A 15,507-nucleotide genomic window follows, 5' to 3' on the forward strand; every position below is an offset into this window, starting at 1 on the left:
TGTCATCCTAATCACTGATTCACAGTGAAAGAGTGCATCGCATGAAGCGAACGACGTTCTGACAGACATTCGCTTCACTTCGCTTTCTTTCCGCGCTTGTTTCTTCTTGTTTCCGTGAGTTCCAATCTATGCGGGGGTTCCGTGTCGATTAAATCGGCGGGCGGTTGAAGGTTGTTATACGGTATCCATCGGCGAGCCTAGGATGAACAGAAATTGGACGAGTGAGTGAATGTCTACCCAAGTGGTAAGCGTGCAAACAATGGCACTCGATTTGCTTGTCCATCGAACGCCCGGAGCGCACATCCACGGGTAAGATATGCGCGAACTCACTGACCTCTGTAGAAGGTTCCTGAGTGAACGAAACCCGCCGAAGCGTCCAAGCGCGGAAACTCACTCGTGACTCTCGACTGCCGTAGAAATGCCCACGACCAACGACGACGCACTGGCGCTCGCGCTGCTGGAAATCAACCCGTCCGCATGCGCCATTCTTGCCCGGGATCTGTCTGTCATCGCGGGTAACAGGCACTTCGTCGAACGCTTTGGCGAGCCTGCGCCGGGGCCAGTATCCGAAGGAATTCTTTCACTTCTCTTGAAAGACCATCCTGCTTCGTCGAGGGACGAGTGGGGCGCCCGCGTGTTCGCCGGTGCAACCGAAGCCCTTCGAACGATGCAGCCCGCGATTGTGGTCGTGCCTGCGTCCACAGCTTCGACGGCGGAACACGGGGCAGCCTGGACGCTGGAGTTCCGTCCGCTCCCGCAGCGCACGAATGCCGCTCGAGAACCCGCGATGCTGCTCGTCGTGAAGCCGTCGGGCGCGCATCAGGTGTTGATGGACATCGAGACCGCGCTGGCGGGATATCGCATGCTCTCAGAGGCGATGCCGATTATTCTGTGGACGGCCAGCCCGGATGGCCTTCTCGATCACATGTCGAGCGCGGCATTGCGCCATACCGCCGCGGAACAGCCGCTGCTCGGACGCGCATGGGAAACGTTGACTCACCCGACCGATCGCGAAGCGACGGTTCAACGATGGGCGGCATCCGTGCAGGACGGCACGGACTATGTCATCGATCATCGGCTTCGTCAGCCGGACGGGACGTATCGCTGGATGCGATCGCTCGCGACGCCGCTCAGGGATCGCGAAGGCGCGCTGGTTCGCTGGCTCGGCGCGACCATCGACGTCAACGAGCCTAAGAACATCGAGCTGGAACGCTTGCGGCTCGAATCGCGATATCGCGCGCTCGTGACGGTCGCGAGCACGATCGCCTATGTGTGCGACGAAATCGGCCGCTTCGTGATTCCGCAGCCCTCGTGGGAAAGCTATACCGGGCAGCCGTGGGAGAAGCATCAGGGCCACGGATGGATTGAAATGATCCATGAAGCGGACCGCGCGCTGGCTCAGGCCGCGCTCGAGCGCGCCGTCAAGACGGATCAGCCTTATCGTGCCGACGTGCGCCTGTGGCATGCGGCGTCGTCGACGTTCCGGCGGTGCCAGGTTCGTGCGGCGGGCACGCGCGGCAAGGACGGTGATATCTACGAATGGGTCGGCATGATCACCGATGTCGAAGAAACGCTACGCACCGCACAAAGCCTGCGCGAGGAACGCGAACGTCTGGACTTGTCGATCGAAGCGGCGGAGATCGGGACGTTTCATTGCCCGATCCCACTCAGCCGAATCATATGGAATCCGAAATGTAAGGAGCATTTCTGGCTCGCACCCAACGCGGAGGTCGACCTGGAACTGTTCTATCAGATCGTTCATCCGGAGGACAGGCAAAAGACTCGCGTGGCCATCGAGCGGGCCGTCAACCAAGGCATTCCCTACGATATCGAGTACCGCACGGTCTCGCCGGCCGGCGACGTTCGATGGATTCGCGCGAAAGGCCGCACCCACGTCGATGACGACGGCCAGCCGGTGCGATTCGACGGCATCACCATCGACATCTCACATCAGAAGAGCCTGGAAAGCGAGCGCAACCGGCTGCTGGCGAATGAACGGCTTCTGCGCCTTGAAGCGCAGCACGCGAGCAACCTGAAAGATACGTTTCTCGCGACCGTATCGCATGAATTGCGCACGCCGCTCAACGCGATGCAATCGTGGAGCTATCTTCTGCGTCACGAAAGCGCCAACGCCGAACTGCGCGCGCGCGGGATCGACGCGATCGACCGGAACGTGAAGTTGCAGGCTCGCCTCGTCGATGACCTGCTCGACCTGAGCCGCATCGCGGCGGGGCAGCTTCTCATCGAGATGGAGACGGTCGATCTCGTGCCGCTGCTGGTGTCGGAGATGGAAGACGTGGCGCTGGAGGCGGTGGCGAAGGAAATCAATATCGTTCATGAGCTTCCCGAATCGCTCGTGATAGAAGGCGATTCAACGCGGCTCAGTCAGGTCTTCTCGAACCTGCTCGGTAATGCGCTCAAATACACGAAGCCGGGTGGCCGCATACGCATCGACGCACGCAGAAAGGGGGACGCTGCCGAGATCGAAGTGGCCGACACCGGCGAAGGAATTCCGGCGTCCTTTATCGAACGCGTCTTCGAACCGTTCGCGCAGGCTTCGAACGCGCCGGCGACGACGCGCGCGTTCGGCGGACTCGGGATTGGCCTGGCGATCGCGAAAAGCATCGTCAATCTGCATGGCGGTTCCATCACGGCGTATAGCGGCGGTGTGGGGCAGGGTAGCGTCTTCACGGTGTCACTGCCGTCCAGGACCAGCGACGATGCGCAATCCGGCGGCGTTGTCCCGTTGCATGCTGCTTCATCATCGCGTCGCGACGTGCTCGACAGTCTCGACATTCTGCTGGTCGAAGACGAAGCCGACGCGCGTGATGCAATGACCGCCGTGTTGGGTTCCGTCGGCGCGCAAGTGTGCGGGGCGGAATCGGCGTCGGCTGCGCGGCATTGCCTCGCGACGCGGCGGTTCGACGTGGTGCTGTCGGACATTGGGATGCCGCACGAAGATGGTTACTCGCTCATGCGATCGTTGCGACAGGCGGGGCATCGGACGCCGGCTATCGCGGTGACCGCTTTCGGCAGCGCGGACGACAAAGCGCGTGCGTTGCAGGCGGGGTTCGATCTGCATCTGTCGAAGCCCGTAGATCCTGCCCGTCTTTTCGATGCGATACGGAGCGTGATCTCCGAATCACGGATGAGCGAGCGGCAGTGATAGTTGGATCGTCGGCATATTGCGGCAGTCGGGCTCGGCGTCGAGTGGTGCGTTCTGTTCTTCGATTAGCGCGGACGGCTGCGATTGTTTGCGTTGCTGAGCGTGGCGCTTTTGAACAGGCCGCGCAAACGGTGGAACGTCCGCAAAGGCAAATGCTGATCCAAATCACTTGCAGCGACGCTTCCGAGCGCGCGCTACTTTTTGCGTCCGCAAATTGACCGAACGTGGGCGCATCATCGCCGGGCGCGACTTCCGGCAGCCGGTGGCCGTTTAGTTCGCCGTGGGCATTGATCTGCGAGCGCCCTTATTGCACGCATGCGTCGCTAACGCGCGTAGTTCGACGCGCGTGGGTCAGGCTCACCCCGCCAGGCGGCACTGCCCTTGAACGCAGCAAACATTTAAAAATGATAAAAATGAAAGGATCGTTGAGGGGCGTCGATTCGACGTTGACGCGGCCAAGGCTGGTCCAGCTTGCCTCGACAGGCCCCACGACCTAACAAGAAGCGACGATCAACTCTCACAAAAAATGATAAAAATGAAAGTGAAAAAGCCAGACGCGCTCGCCATCAGCTATACTGTCGTTTCTGTTCTGCGGAACGTTCGCTCTCTCAGGTTCTGGCACGGCCCTCGGAATGGCCAGAACTTTCAAGCCGGCTCCATGAGCCGGCTTTTTTTTGCCTGCCGCTCGTGCATCCCGTTTGGTCGCCGTTGCAAATCATCGACCGTAATAACGATATTGCGAAAAACGATGCGACATTGGAACCGGTTCCAGCTATCCTGCCCGCGCAGCGCTGGAATCAACCGTGTTTCGGCCAGCTAGAACCTGAGAGAGAGCCGAGGATCACAAGCCAACGGCCGGCGCTGCATCTTTCGAAGGCAACCGCACGCGCCGCTGCCTGCGTGCTGTGATGCTCAGACTTGCGCCTGACCGCCGTCGACAAACAGTTCGGCGCCGTTCACGAAACTCGCATCGTCGGACGCGAGGAAGAGTGCAGCCGCAGCGATTTCGTTCGGGTCGCCGACGCGCCCCATCGGAATGCGCGACGCCAGATAGTCCAGCAGGCCTTGCTGCTGCGTCTCGTCCGGGCCTGCGAGTTCGACGAGTCCGGGCGTCTTCGTCGCACCGGGGCTGATGGTGTTGACGCGGATGCCGCGGTCTTTCAGATCGAGAATCCAGCTTCGGGCAAAGTTGCGGATCGCAGCCTTCGACGCCGAATACACGCTGAACGCCGCCGTCCCTTCGATGGTCGTCGTCGACCCCGCGAGGATCACGGATGCGCCCTTGGACAGCAGCGGCAGCGCCTTCTGCACCGTAAAGAGCGTGCCCTTCACGTTGCGGTCGAAGGTGTCGTGATAATGCGCTTCGGTGATCTCGCCGAGCGGCAGCATGCTCCCGCCGCCTGCATTGGCGAAGAGCACATCGAGCCGGCCCTTTTCCCCGCGAATCTGCTCATAGAGCGCGTCCAGTTGATCGAGCTTCGACGAATCGACACGCACGCCGGTCGCCGAGCCGATCGCGTTGATGGCCGCGACCGCTGCATCGAGTTCGGCTGCGCGACGGCCCGTGATGTACACATGCGCGCCTTCCGATGCGAACCGCTTGGCGGTTGCGAGACCGATGCCGCTGGTGGCGCCGGTGACGAGTGCGATCTTGCCTTCGAGCTTGCGTGCCATGGTGTTGCTCCTTGTGTGTCCGGTTGAAGTGTCATGTCGTGAAGCGATGTGAGAAGGATATCGACGGACGCGTCCTTTCGAAATAGAATCGTCTGCAAACCATCGTTGCAGAAATGAAATGACGAAGCTACCGGATTTCGAGGGTCTGGCGATGTTCGCCAAGGTGGCCGAAGAAGGCTCGTTCGCAGCCGCCGCCCGCGCGATGGGCGTCTCCGTCGCGACGGTGTCGCGCGGCGTGGCGAGGCTGGAGGATCGCCTTGGCGCGAGGCTGTTCAATCGAACATCGCGGCAACTGGCGCTGACCGAGTTCGGCGGGACTATCGCGGAGAAAGCCGGCGACATTTATCGGCAGGCGGAGGAAGCGGAAAGCGCCGCGCGCGAGATGTCGGTGCAGCCGCGCGGGCTGGTTCGTCTCGCTGTTCCGATGTCGTTCGGCTTGCGCTGGGTCGCGCCGCTGATGCCCGCGTTCTTCCAGGCGTATCCGGAAGTCTCGGTCGACTTGCATTTGTCCGATGCGACGGTCGATATCGTCGCGCAAGGTTTCGATGCGGCGCTGCGGATTGCCGCCTTGCCGGATTCGTCGCTGGTGGCGAGGCGCTTGTGTCCGGTGTCGCAACTCGTCGTCGCGTCGCCGGACTATCTGGAGCGATACGGCCGCCCGGCGCATCCACGCGATCTCGCGGGCCGGCCGTGCCTTTCGTACGCCTATCGCGCGGGCAACGCAGTGTGGCGCTTCACCAACGATGCCGGCGAAGAAGAGCCGGTCACGCCGACGGGACCGTTGCGCGTCACGAACGCCGATGCGCTTCTGCCGATGCTGCTCGATGGGCTCGCCATTGCCGAACTGCCCGAGTTCATCGCGGGCGAATATCTCGCCGATGGCCGTCTCGAAACGATCCTGCCCGATTGGCGGCTGACGCGAGGCGGCCTGTACTTCGTCACGCCATCGGCGAGGGCGCGTCCGGCGAAGGTGACGGCGCTCGGCGATTTCTTCGCGGCGCATCTTTCCGAGCCTGCGTGGCTGCTGCACCGCTGACCACTGACCACGCCAATCACGCCGATAACGCTCAGTGCTGCCGAGGATGCGCCAGAAAGAATCGCAGCATGGCGGCGCTGGCATCCGGGCCGGTGGGATCGGTATAGGAGCCGCGTGAACTGCCGCCTGACCACGCATGCGGCGCGCCGTGTATCGTCCAGAACTCCGCCCGCGTGCCTTCAGGCGACACCAGCTTGCGCACCGTGTACTTGCGCGTACTCACGATGTCGCTTGCGGGCGCGGCCGACGCGGCCGTATCGACGCTGAAGCCGCGCAGGATCGCATCGGCGTTGGCGTGATGGACGGTGGTATCCGCATCGCCGTGGAAGACGATGAGCGGACAGCGCGAAGGCTGCGTCGTCTTCGCGTGCCCGGGACGCTGGCCGCCGCGCATCGCTGCGAGCGCTGACGGAAGATCGTGCGCCGAGCCGGCAGCCAGTCCCGAATGCACGCCTGCCGCAGCGTACAAGTCCGGATAGGTCTGCGCGAGTATCGCCGCCATCGCGCCTCCCGCCGATAACCCCGCGACATACACACGCTTCGAGTCCACGCTATGACTCGCCATGACTTCACGCGTGATGCCCGCGATCAACGATGGCTCGCCGCGCTCGCGCGCCTGATCGGCGGGTTTGAACCAGTTCCAGCACTTCGACGGGTTCGCCCCTTGCGGCTGGATCGGATAGACGACGATGCAGCCGTGCTCGTCCGCGAGTGTGTTCATTTGCGTGCCGGCCGCGAAATCGTCGGCGTCCTGCGTGCAGCCGTGCAGCATGACGATGAGCGGCACCGGCTCGCCGCGATATCCGCTCGGCACGTATAGCTTGTAATCGCGCTGCCCGGCGGCATTCGCGTAGCTTTTCCGGCTGAAATGTCCGCGATCCTCGACGGCAGTATCCGTTTCAGTCCGCGTCTTGTGAAAGCGGCCGAAGGGCGTCGTATCGACCTTTGCCTGTTCCGCGCGTTGCGCTTGCGGGGGCTCCACGTGTGTGGATTCGCCGCTTAACGCGCGCCTGATGAGATCGGTGGCGGCGGCGGGGTCGTGTTCCTTGAAGCGTTCGAACGCTTCTTTCATCGAGTCCAGAAAGCCTTCATTGAGTTTCATTATGAGGTCCGTTGTTTGTTGGCGTGCATGCTGGCGTTAGCGGATTCGACCCGCGAGCGCAGCTTTGACGGCCGCTGGTGCGTGCAATGCGCCGCGCACCAGAATGGAATCGATCGTGGCCAGCGCGAGCTCGGGCGTCACGTCGGCGGCAATGCTGGCAAGTCCCAGCACCTGAATGTTGAGTCGCTCGTTCGCGGCGCGCACCGCTTCGAGATCGCGCTTTGAGAAGTACTGAAGGCCCAGCACCAGTTCGCGCCGCGTCACCGTTTCCCGAACGACGACCGCGTGAACGGACAACTGATTGCGAATGGCCGTGCGAATGAGGTCCGTACGGTTCGAGTAGAAGCCTTCTTCGACGAGCAAGTCGATCTGGCCCAAGTCCACCGGGCCGAGATTGATCGTAATTTTTTCCGTTTCGCCGCCGCGTGAGCGCGACGATTCGGGCGTATCCGTCTTTTCCATGTTTTCGGCGTTTCCATCCGCTCACCATCCAATGGGATGGTTATAGGCTTATAAATCGTCGGTGTCAAACGAATTCGCGTTCGCGCGCCTCGATGCTGATGGGCGATAAAGCGACTGCGGCATCGAATCCGACGACACCCGGAACCTTGACTTCCCCGGCCTTTGCGCGCGAGCATGACTGACTCGTGCGATCCGTTTAATACCGGCCGAATTAGTACGTACTCCCTACATCATTGCCTCGCGATGAAGCAGTGCTCGTCCCCGCCGCGGCAACAGATACGTCTATGCATGGCGAGCGATGGCGCGCGCATCGCTTATGCGACGTGCGGCTCCGGGCCGCCGCTCATCAAGGCGGCGAACTGGCTGAGCCATCTCGAGCTGGACTTCTCGAGCCCGGTGTGGAGTCATCTGATGCTGGAGCTGTGCCAGCATCACACGTTGATTCGCTACGATCAGCGCGGCTGCGGCCTCTCCGATAGAGACGTCGCCGATATCTCCTTCGATGCGTGGCTGCGCGATCTGGAAACCGTCGTCGACGCGTGCGGCATCGAGCGTTTTCCATTGCTCGGCATATCGCAGGGCGCATCGATCGCCGTCGCGTATGCGGTGGCGCATCCCGAGCGCGTGACTCATCTCGTGCTGCACGGCGGCTATGCGAGAGGACGCCTCAAGCGCACGAACGATCCCGCCCTGCACGAGGAAGCGGAAATGCTCGTGCGTCTCGCTGAAATAGGTTGGGGCAAGAGCAATCCCGCGTTCCGCCAGTTCTTCACCACGCAGTTCATACCGGGCGGCAGTCCGGAACAGCATCGCTGGTTCAATGAGCTGGAACGCATGACCACGACGCCGCGCAACGCGGCGCGCATCATGCGCGTCTTCAACGAGATCGATGTGTTCGATCTGTTGCCCAAGGTGGAATGCCCGGTACTGGTGCTTCACGCAAGCGGCGATGCGCGCGTCCCGTTCGACGAAAGCCGCCTGATCGCAGGGATGATTCCCGGTGCGCGCTTCGTCCCGCTCGAAAGCGACAATCATCTCGTGCTCGAAGCCGAGCCAGCCTGGCAGCGATGGCGCGATGAAGTGCGCGGGTTTCTTCCGGCGTTGACTGCGCCCGATCCCGCCTTCGCGATGCTGACGCCGCGCGAGCGGGACATCGTCGAATTGCTTGCGGGCGGCCGCGACAACGCGCAAATTGCCGCGCGCCTCGCATTGAGCGAAAAGACCGTGCGCAATCATCTCACCAGCATTTTCTCGAAGCTCGAAGTCGATAGCCGCGGACAGGCGATCGTGCTTGCGCGCCGCGCAGGCTTCGACGACGTTTCTTCGTAGACCCGACCTGGCCGGGACACGTGTCCCGCTTTCGCGCGTACTGCGCGCCTCTTCCCGGCATCGACCGGGACGTGCGACTCATGTTTTCGCGCATGCGTCTGCCCAGAATGATCTCCAGACGGTGGCGCAACGCTTTCTTCCTTCTTCCGCCGAACCGTCCTTTATCTTCCGACAGACAGTTCACGGAGTATGTTCATGAAAGCCTTCAGTCCTCAAGCCGCCCAGCAACGCTATATGAAATGCATCGAAGCATCGCGCCGCATTCGCTGGGACATCGACCGGGACGTATTACGCGGCCGTCAATTCGACCCGTTGCACAAGTTCATGCCCGAAGGACTGAGCGAGACGGAACGCCTGCCGTTTCTCGATGACGCCGAGCGCCGCCTGATGTCGCAGATTCAGGGCCGCACCTACGCGAACATGTTCGGGCTGATCGAGCGTTTCATCGGCGCGAAGATGATCGAACTCGGCCGTGAACACGCGCTCGCCAATCAGACCGCGTTCGAGGCGATCGTGCGATTCACCGATGAAGAGCTGAAGCATCAGGAACTATTCCGCCGTGTCGATGCGCTGGCTGCCGCCGTCATGCCGCACGGCTATCGCTTCACTGCGAGCGCCGATGACGTCGCCGCGCTCGTGCTGACGAAGTCGACGTGGTCGATTCTTGCGCTGACCTGCTGCATCGAAATCGTCACGCAAGTGCATTACCGGCAGAGCATGGAAAGCGACAGCAACATGTCGCCGCTCTTCAAGGACATCTTTCTGTTTCACTGGCAGGAGGAGTCGCAGCACGCGATCATCGACGAACTCGAATGGCTGCGTGAAGACGCGCGCATCGACGAAGCCGCGCGTGATGAGGCAATCGGCGATCTGATCGATCTGGTCTGCGCGATCGACGGCCTGCTGCAAACCCAGGCCGCAGCGGATGCCCATTGCTTCCTGTCGATGCTCGACCGCGCGTTGTCCGACGATGAAGAAGCGCGCGTCTGCGCCGGCGTGCTGGATGCTTATCGCTGGCAATACATCATCTCGGGCGTCGAGGCGCCGCGCTTCGCCGAGGTGCTGACGGGCATGGTAAGTGACGCGCAAGGGCAACGGCTTGCGGCGGCGCTCGAACCGCTGCACGCCCGGACGCTCATTTGCGGCACGGATGCCTTCGCGCAATCGTGATGGCGCAAGCCGGATCACACGACCAGACGGTGAAATACCATGATCATGTTCTTGTTTTATCTGCTGAACGCCTGGCTCGACGCGATCGAGCGCAAGCGGTGCGATGCCTATGTCTCCGAAGCGACTGATCTTGCCGACGTTGAAAGGCGCATACGAAAGCTCGAAGCCGGGGACGTGCTTCGTTGATTCTTCGAAGCAAGTCTCTCGACGACGCATGCGCCACGCCGGACACAGAAGCCGGCGGCGCATGCATCGCCCGCGCAGGCCATCACGCGCTCATACCGTTTCCGCTTGCAAATAGCGTTTGACTTCAGGGTTGGTCACGAAGCTCGCAGCGGACGAGGCCACGAGTATGTCGCGGGCCTCTTGCGGCTTTGCAATGGCGAAGCCCTGTACATAGTCGACGCCCAGTTCCTTCAGCGCATCGAGCGTTTGCAAATCTTCGACCCATTCGGCGATGCTGCGCATGCCGAGATTGCGCGCGAGATTGATGATCGCTTCGACGATTGCGATATCGGCGGGATGGTTGCACATCGTTCGCACGAACTCGCCGTCGATCTTGAGCGCATCGGCCGATAGCTTCTTCAAATAGCGCAACGATGTCTGACCGGCGCCGAAATCGTCGATGGCGATCTTCGCGCCCATGTCGTGAACGCGTGCGATGAAACGCTCCGTATGCTCGAGGTCGTGCAGCGCGACGCTCTCGGTGATCTCGATGCACAGGTAATGCACGATGTCCTCGTAACGCGAGAACAGCGCGAACAGTTCGTCGAGGAAGTGCTCGTCGTTGAGCGAGCCGCCGCTCAGGTTCACGCACACGAAGCGCGTTCTCGAGAGCGATGCGCGGTTCTCACTCAACCATGCAAGCGTCGTCGCGAGCACCCAGCGGTCGATCTGTACGATCGTGCCCGAGTCCTCGGCGGCGGCGACCAGCTTGCCAGCAGTTGCGACCGCGCCATCCGCGGTGCGCAGGCGCAACAGCATTTCGAAATCGAGCGATTCTCCCGGTGCCTGCATCGACATGATCGGTTGCATGACGAGGAAGAGTCCGTCGGGCAGGCGGCTTTCTCCGAGCGCTTCGATGAGGCTGATTTCGGCGGCGCGTTCCTCGAAGGCGGGCGCACCTTTACGCAATGCGACGAGCCGTGCGTTGCCGCCGCGCTTGGCGGCGCGGCATGCGCGGTCGGCGTAGGCGAGGGCGTCCTGGCCGTGTTCACCGTGCGAGCATTCGACGACGCCGATCGATCCCCTGACCTGGAAGGCGCGTGTATCGACGAGGAACGGGGCCGCGTTCAACGCGGTGACGAGTTCCTTGCAGCGCGCGATCGCGTCGTCGATCTCCATGTCGGCAAGCACGCACACGAACTCGTCGCCACCGATGCGCCCGATCGGCACATGCGAGCCAAGGCGCTCGACCAGACGCGCGGTGACATGCCGAAGGATTTCATCGCCCGTGCTGTGGCCGAACAGATCGTTGAACACCTTGAAGCGGTCGAGGTCGAGATACGCGAGCGCCCATGCGCCGCTCTTTTCGCATTGACGGGCGATGGCGTGTTCGATCCCGCGCCGGTTCAACAGCCCGGTGAGCGGGTCGTGTTCGGCGAGGAAGTGCAGGCGCTCGACGGCTTTCGAGCGGTCCGTGACGTCTTCGAGCGAGCCTTCGATGAAGCCCTTCGCGCGAATGGCTCGAAGCGAGTAGCGGCGTCCGTCGGTTGTCGTGCCGGGCGCGCCCTCGATTTCGATCGACGCCGATTCATCGCCTTGCAGCAGTTCGTTCAACGCGCGCTCGGCGCCTTGCGCGAAGTAGTCGGCCCAGCGATGCGAACCATCCTGCGCATGCGGCAAGCCGAGCATCGCGTGCAGCGCGGGATTGGCGCGCACGAAGCAATGCTCCTCGTTCAACGTGAAGAGGCCGATGGGCGTGACATCGTAGGTATTGCGCAGCTCGATCTGCATCTGACGGCGGCGTTCGCGCTCTTCGCGCATGCGTTCAGCGATTGCGAACGCGCACAGCATGCTCGACGACAGCGCCGTCAAGACGGGACTATGCGCGCCTGCGAGTCCCTTGAAGCCGAACGCTGCCTCCAGCACTTCCGACAGCGTCGCGAAGAGCACGATGCCCATCGACGCGACATACCACAACACCGTGCGCGATCTCGCCTTGAAGACGAGCTGCGCGAGAAAATACGTGAGCACCACGATGCAAAAGCTCGCGCTCGCCCACAGCACGGGAATGAAGTGGGCGTAGCTCAGCATGAAAGCAGCGACCATCAGAATGCAACCGCCGTATCGGACTGCGTGCAGAGTCCAGCGCAGGCCGATCGCTTTCAGTTCGCGGCGGAACAGTTCGACGAAGAGCGTCGCAGTCAGGATGTAGTAGGACGCGAAGGTGAATTCGCGCAGAAACTCAATATGACCGGGCGGAATGAGACGGCCCATCCATTCGGTATCGAAACCCATTGCGTTGGCCGTCAAGCGCAGATTGCCAACGAGCCATGCGGCAAAAATGACGTACGTCCATTCGTGATTGATGATTGCCGTCACGAACACGAAGATCGCAAGCGTGAGCAGGCCGCCCGTGATCAGCGATGCGCCCTGTTGAAAATCGAGTGTGGTTTCTTCGAGCTTGTCGCGGCTCAGTGCGGTCGCGGTGATGTACGCGGGTCCGGAGAATGTGCCGCGGCAAAGAATGGGGGTGTCGCGTGTTTGCGCACCAAGTTGCAGCGCAAAGCCCGCCTTGTTGAAGCGGATGTCGCCGTGCGTGCCGTAGCGGTCGCCGGCGCCGAGAAGGGCAGGGCTAGGGGCGGTGCTCCAGCAGGATATCGTTTGCGCGTGCCGCGACGGAAGGTCGATGAACGCGGGTACGCTGGTATTGCTTGCGGGCGCTTCGAGCAGAAACCAGAACGGCGTTTGCGCGAGATGCGTGCTGAAACGCGCAGTACGCGCGATGGACGCCGTATCGCGCAGGCGGGCGATGGCATCGGCGGGCCGCAGCGTCGCGGCCGGATCGGCGATCACGTGGAAGCGAAGCGGAACGGTGCCCGTCGTGTCGAACTGACGCGGCGCCCAGAACATGACCGCGATGGTGCCGAGCGCAATCACGAACGGCGCCACGTATACGGAGAACCGCAGGAACGCCCAACTGGTCAGCCGGTCCCGAAACGTCCACTTATCGCTTGTCATTTAGTGCCCTTTCCTCCTTGACTACCGCTTTCATCTCGTGGATCGAGATGCTACGACAATCGACAGCGGCCACGCGAATGCGTCGCCGCCGGCGATCATCGGTACGCTCCTTATGCCCGGGCGTACGTTTGCTACCTTACGCTTCGCTCAGCGATTGCAGCCCGCTGTACTCGACGCCATCCGCTTGATCCGGCCTCGACGCCACGCTGACATCGATGTCGACATGATTCGTCTCGAAGAAGAAACCATAGAACGAGTGACTGACCGCGGCCCAACGCTGGCGGACCAGCGCAACCGGCTTCGCCATCACCCGATGCGGCATGCCGCCGACGTGCGTCATCGGCAGGAACTCGTTCTGGCCATACACGTCGTTGAACAGCATCGCCTCGTACTCCCGGTCGAGCGGTGAACGCGCGGTAATCAGCATCCAGTCGATATCGTTCTCAACGCAGTACATGTAATACGCCTTGCACAGCGCCACCTTGACCATCCGGCCGATTGCGCCGCGTGCGACGCCAAGCCGCGTCGCCTCGGCAAGTCGCGCCTGGTTCAGCCAGTCGGGCAGGCGGACGGATTGCTCGACCGCGAGCGGTCCGAATACGTTGGTCTGGATCCGCATCGTACCGAGCGGACCTCCGTCCAGCCGTGATTGCGCGAGCAGCACGACCGTGCCGGGCGCGGCATCGAGCGCCTCGACGTCCATCGTTTCTGCGAATTCCGGCAGGTGACGCCCATAGGCGGCCCGCCGCATTTCGACGGCTTTCGAGAGTTCTGCCTGATCACTCACGATCTTTATCGTAAACGGCAATCTTTCCGTTTTCTTAACCGTGCTTGGCGCCAGGTCTTGTTCGAGCGACGTGAAGTCCAGATGTTGCGTGAGAAGCGCTGAGTCGATGCGGTCCATTTTTTATCCCGTGGATTAAAGAAAGAAAAAAGTGCGCCGCTTTAGGGAATAAGGTTGGCCCCTAAACGCGACGACCAAGATTCTCACGAACGTGCGGGACGTGATGTGTCCCGGCCGGCAAGCCGGGAGTGTCGTGTCGACGGAGCGAGTAGCTTTTACATGAGTATTTACTAGTTCCTTTTTTCCTTAGCGAGTGCAGGCAAAAGTCAAGGCGTTTCTTACCGATACGACACGAAGTCGCTAGCGTTCGTGCGTTGCTGGTAGTCTGCGGCCTTCGTATTCAAGACGCCGGATCTTTGACACTGGACCGGCTGCAACTCAATCCGCTATGCACACAGGCAGATAATGAACCTGAGTTCGAAATGGGACCCGCGATCACTGGCCGTCCTTCTCGCAGGCGTCGGGCTGTACAGCGCGAGCGCGTGCGCTCAGTCGTCAGTGACGCTCTATGGACTCGTGGACACGGCGCTGCGCTACACGACTCATGCCGACACGTCCGGCAATGACCGCCTGCAACTTTCGAACGGCGGCCTGAGCGAAAGTCACTGGGGCCTGCTTGGTTCCGAAGACATTGGCGGCGGCAACAGCGTCGTTTTTCAATTGGAGAATCGCTTTTTCCCGAATAGCGGGACGAATGACCCGGCTTATCCTTTCTTCAATACGGCCTTCGTCGGCATCCGGTCGTCTACTTTCGGACGACTGACGCTGGGGCGGCAAGTCAATCCGCTTGCGACGGCAGTCCTGCGCACCTATGTCACCAATGCGTGGCTGCCGACGGTTTATGTCTTCCGCCCCGAGGTCGGCATGGCGCAGGGCGTCTGGACCAGCAACATGGCCAAATACACGGCGCGCTGGCAAGACGTGACGATGGAACTCTCCTATGCGTTCGGCGGTGTTGCCGGGGCATACGGCGCGGGGAGCCAGATTGGTGCATCGGTGTCGTATGTGCCGGGCTGGCCGTTGCGGCTGGCCGCGGGCTATCTCGACACGCGCGACGCCGTGAACAGTTCGGCCCACATGAAGTCGTGGACGGCGGGCGGAGCCTATACGTTCGGGAACACTTCGGTGAACGCGGGATGGGCGGTGAATCGCGAGGATGGTGCGTATGTGGGCAACGCGCCAAACGGCCCCTATACGCCCGCGCTGTTGACGGCGCTGGGATTCACGCAATTTTCATCGCGGCAAATGTTTTTTGGCGGGGTAACGCAGTTGATCGGCACGCGCACGCACGTGTCAGCCAACTTCTGGCGCACGCTTCAGGATGGCAAGAATGCAAGCGGAGACGGCAACGCGACGCAGTTCCAGGTGGTGGCCGATCACGGCATATCCCGCCGCACTGACGTCTATGTCGAAGCCGATTACTCGCTCTATCGAGGCGGCCTGATCGGTGCGCAATTGCAGGGCGTCAGCGGATTGAGCGCAGCGAACGGATCGACCCAACTGTCGGTGATGACCGGCCTTCGGCATAGCTTCTGAGCATC

The 15,507-nt window shown here is 61.7% G+C and carries 11 protein-coding genes; 6 read left to right on the forward strand and 5 right to left on the reverse strand.

Annotated features, from left to right (window positions below; all coding sequences use genetic code 11):
* Positions 1 to 418: 418 nt before the first annotated feature.
* Positions 419 to 3,166, forward strand: coding sequence for a hybrid sensor histidine kinase/response regulator (locus LDZ21_RS15285; protein ID WP_244795661.1), 2,748 nt, complete (start codon positions 419 to 421; stop codon positions 3,164 to 3,166).
* A 912-nt stretch (positions 3,167 to 4,078) separates the two neighbouring features.
* Here the strand turns inward: LDZ21_RS15285 and LDZ21_RS15290 are convergent.
* Positions 4,079 to 4,840 carry an SDR family NAD(P)-dependent oxidoreductase gene (locus LDZ21_RS15290; RefSeq protein ID WP_244795662.1) on the reverse strand — a complete coding sequence of 254 codons (762 nt, stop codon included), beginning with the start codon at positions 4,838 to 4,840 and terminating at the stop codon, positions 4,079 to 4,081.
* 118 nt (positions 4,841 to 4,958) lie between these two features.
* Here LDZ21_RS15290 and LDZ21_RS15295 point away from each other — a divergent pair, with 118 nt between their 5' ends.
* Positions 4,959 to 5,876, forward strand: a complete 918-nt coding sequence (locus tag LDZ21_RS15295) for a LysR family transcriptional regulator (protein ID WP_244795663.1) — start codon at positions 4,959 to 4,961, stop codon at positions 5,874 to 5,876.
* Positions 5,877 to 5,907: 31 nt separating this feature from the next.
* On the opposite strand, the gene LDZ21_RS15300 is transcribed toward LDZ21_RS15295, so the two are convergent.
* Complete coding sequence (locus LDZ21_RS15300) at positions 5,908 to 6,978, reverse strand: extracellular catalytic domain type 1 short-chain-length polyhydroxyalkanoate depolymerase (protein WP_244795664.1); 1,071 nt, start codon at positions 6,976 to 6,978, stop codon at positions 5,908 to 5,910.
* A 36-nt stretch (positions 6,979 to 7,014) separates the two neighbouring features.
* Positions 7,015 to 7,440, reverse strand: a complete 426-nt coding sequence (locus LDZ21_RS15305) for a ribbon-helix-helix domain-containing protein (RefSeq protein ID WP_244795665.1) — start codon at positions 7,438 to 7,440, stop codon at positions 7,015 to 7,017.
* Between the two features lie 243 nt (positions 7,441 to 7,683).
* Here LDZ21_RS15305 and LDZ21_RS15310 point away from each other — a divergent pair, with 243 nt between their 5' ends.
* The 3 genes from LDZ21_RS15310 to LDZ21_RS15320 all read left to right on the forward strand — a co-directional run bounded on the left by LDZ21_RS15310 (position 7,684) and on the right by LDZ21_RS15320 (position 10,125).
* On the forward strand, positions 7,684 to 8,769 hold the full coding sequence (locus tag LDZ21_RS15310; RefSeq protein ID WP_244795666.1) for an alpha/beta fold hydrolase: 1,086 nt from the start codon (positions 7,684 to 7,686) through the stop codon (positions 8,767 to 8,769).
* 195 nt (positions 8,770 to 8,964) lie between these two features.
* On the forward strand, positions 8,965 to 9,939 hold the full coding sequence (locus tag LDZ21_RS15315; protein WP_244795667.1) for a hypothetical protein: 975 nt from the start codon (positions 8,965 to 8,967) through the stop codon (positions 9,937 to 9,939).
* Between the two features lie 51 nt (positions 9,940 to 9,990).
* Complete coding sequence (locus LDZ21_RS15320) at positions 9,991 to 10,125, forward strand: DUF3563 family protein (protein WP_244795668.1); 135 nt, start codon at positions 9,991 to 9,993, stop codon at positions 10,123 to 10,125.
* Between the two features lie 90 nt (positions 10,126 to 10,215).
* Here the strand turns inward: LDZ21_RS15320 and LDZ21_RS15325 are convergent, their stop codons facing one another.
* The gene (locus LDZ21_RS15325; RefSeq protein ID WP_244795669.1) at positions 10,216 to 13,122 is read right to left on the reverse strand and encodes a putative bifunctional diguanylate cyclase/phosphodiesterase; all 2,907 of its coding nucleotides are present in this window, start codon (positions 13,120 to 13,122) and stop codon (positions 10,216 to 10,218) included.
* 136 nt (positions 13,123 to 13,258) lie between these two features.
* Positions 13,259 to 13,909, reverse strand: coding sequence for an N-acyl amino acid synthase FeeM domain-containing protein (locus tag LDZ21_RS15330; protein WP_244795670.1), 651 nt, complete (start codon positions 13,907 to 13,909; stop codon positions 13,259 to 13,261).
* A 462-nt stretch (positions 13,910 to 14,371) separates the two neighbouring features.
* Here LDZ21_RS15330 and LDZ21_RS15335 point away from each other — a divergent pair, with 462 nt between their 5' ends.
* The gene (locus tag LDZ21_RS15335; RefSeq protein ID WP_244795671.1) at positions 14,372 to 15,502 is read left to right on the forward strand and encodes a porin; all 1,131 of its coding nucleotides are present in this window, start codon (positions 14,372 to 14,374) and stop codon (positions 15,500 to 15,502) included.
* Positions 15,503 to 15,507: the final 5 nt, after the last annotated feature.

This window comes from Caballeronia grimmiae, from assembly GCF_022879615.1.
In the GTDB taxonomy this organism is placed as follows: domain Bacteria; phylum Pseudomonadota; class Gammaproteobacteria; order Burkholderiales; family Burkholderiaceae; genus Caballeronia; species Caballeronia grimmiae.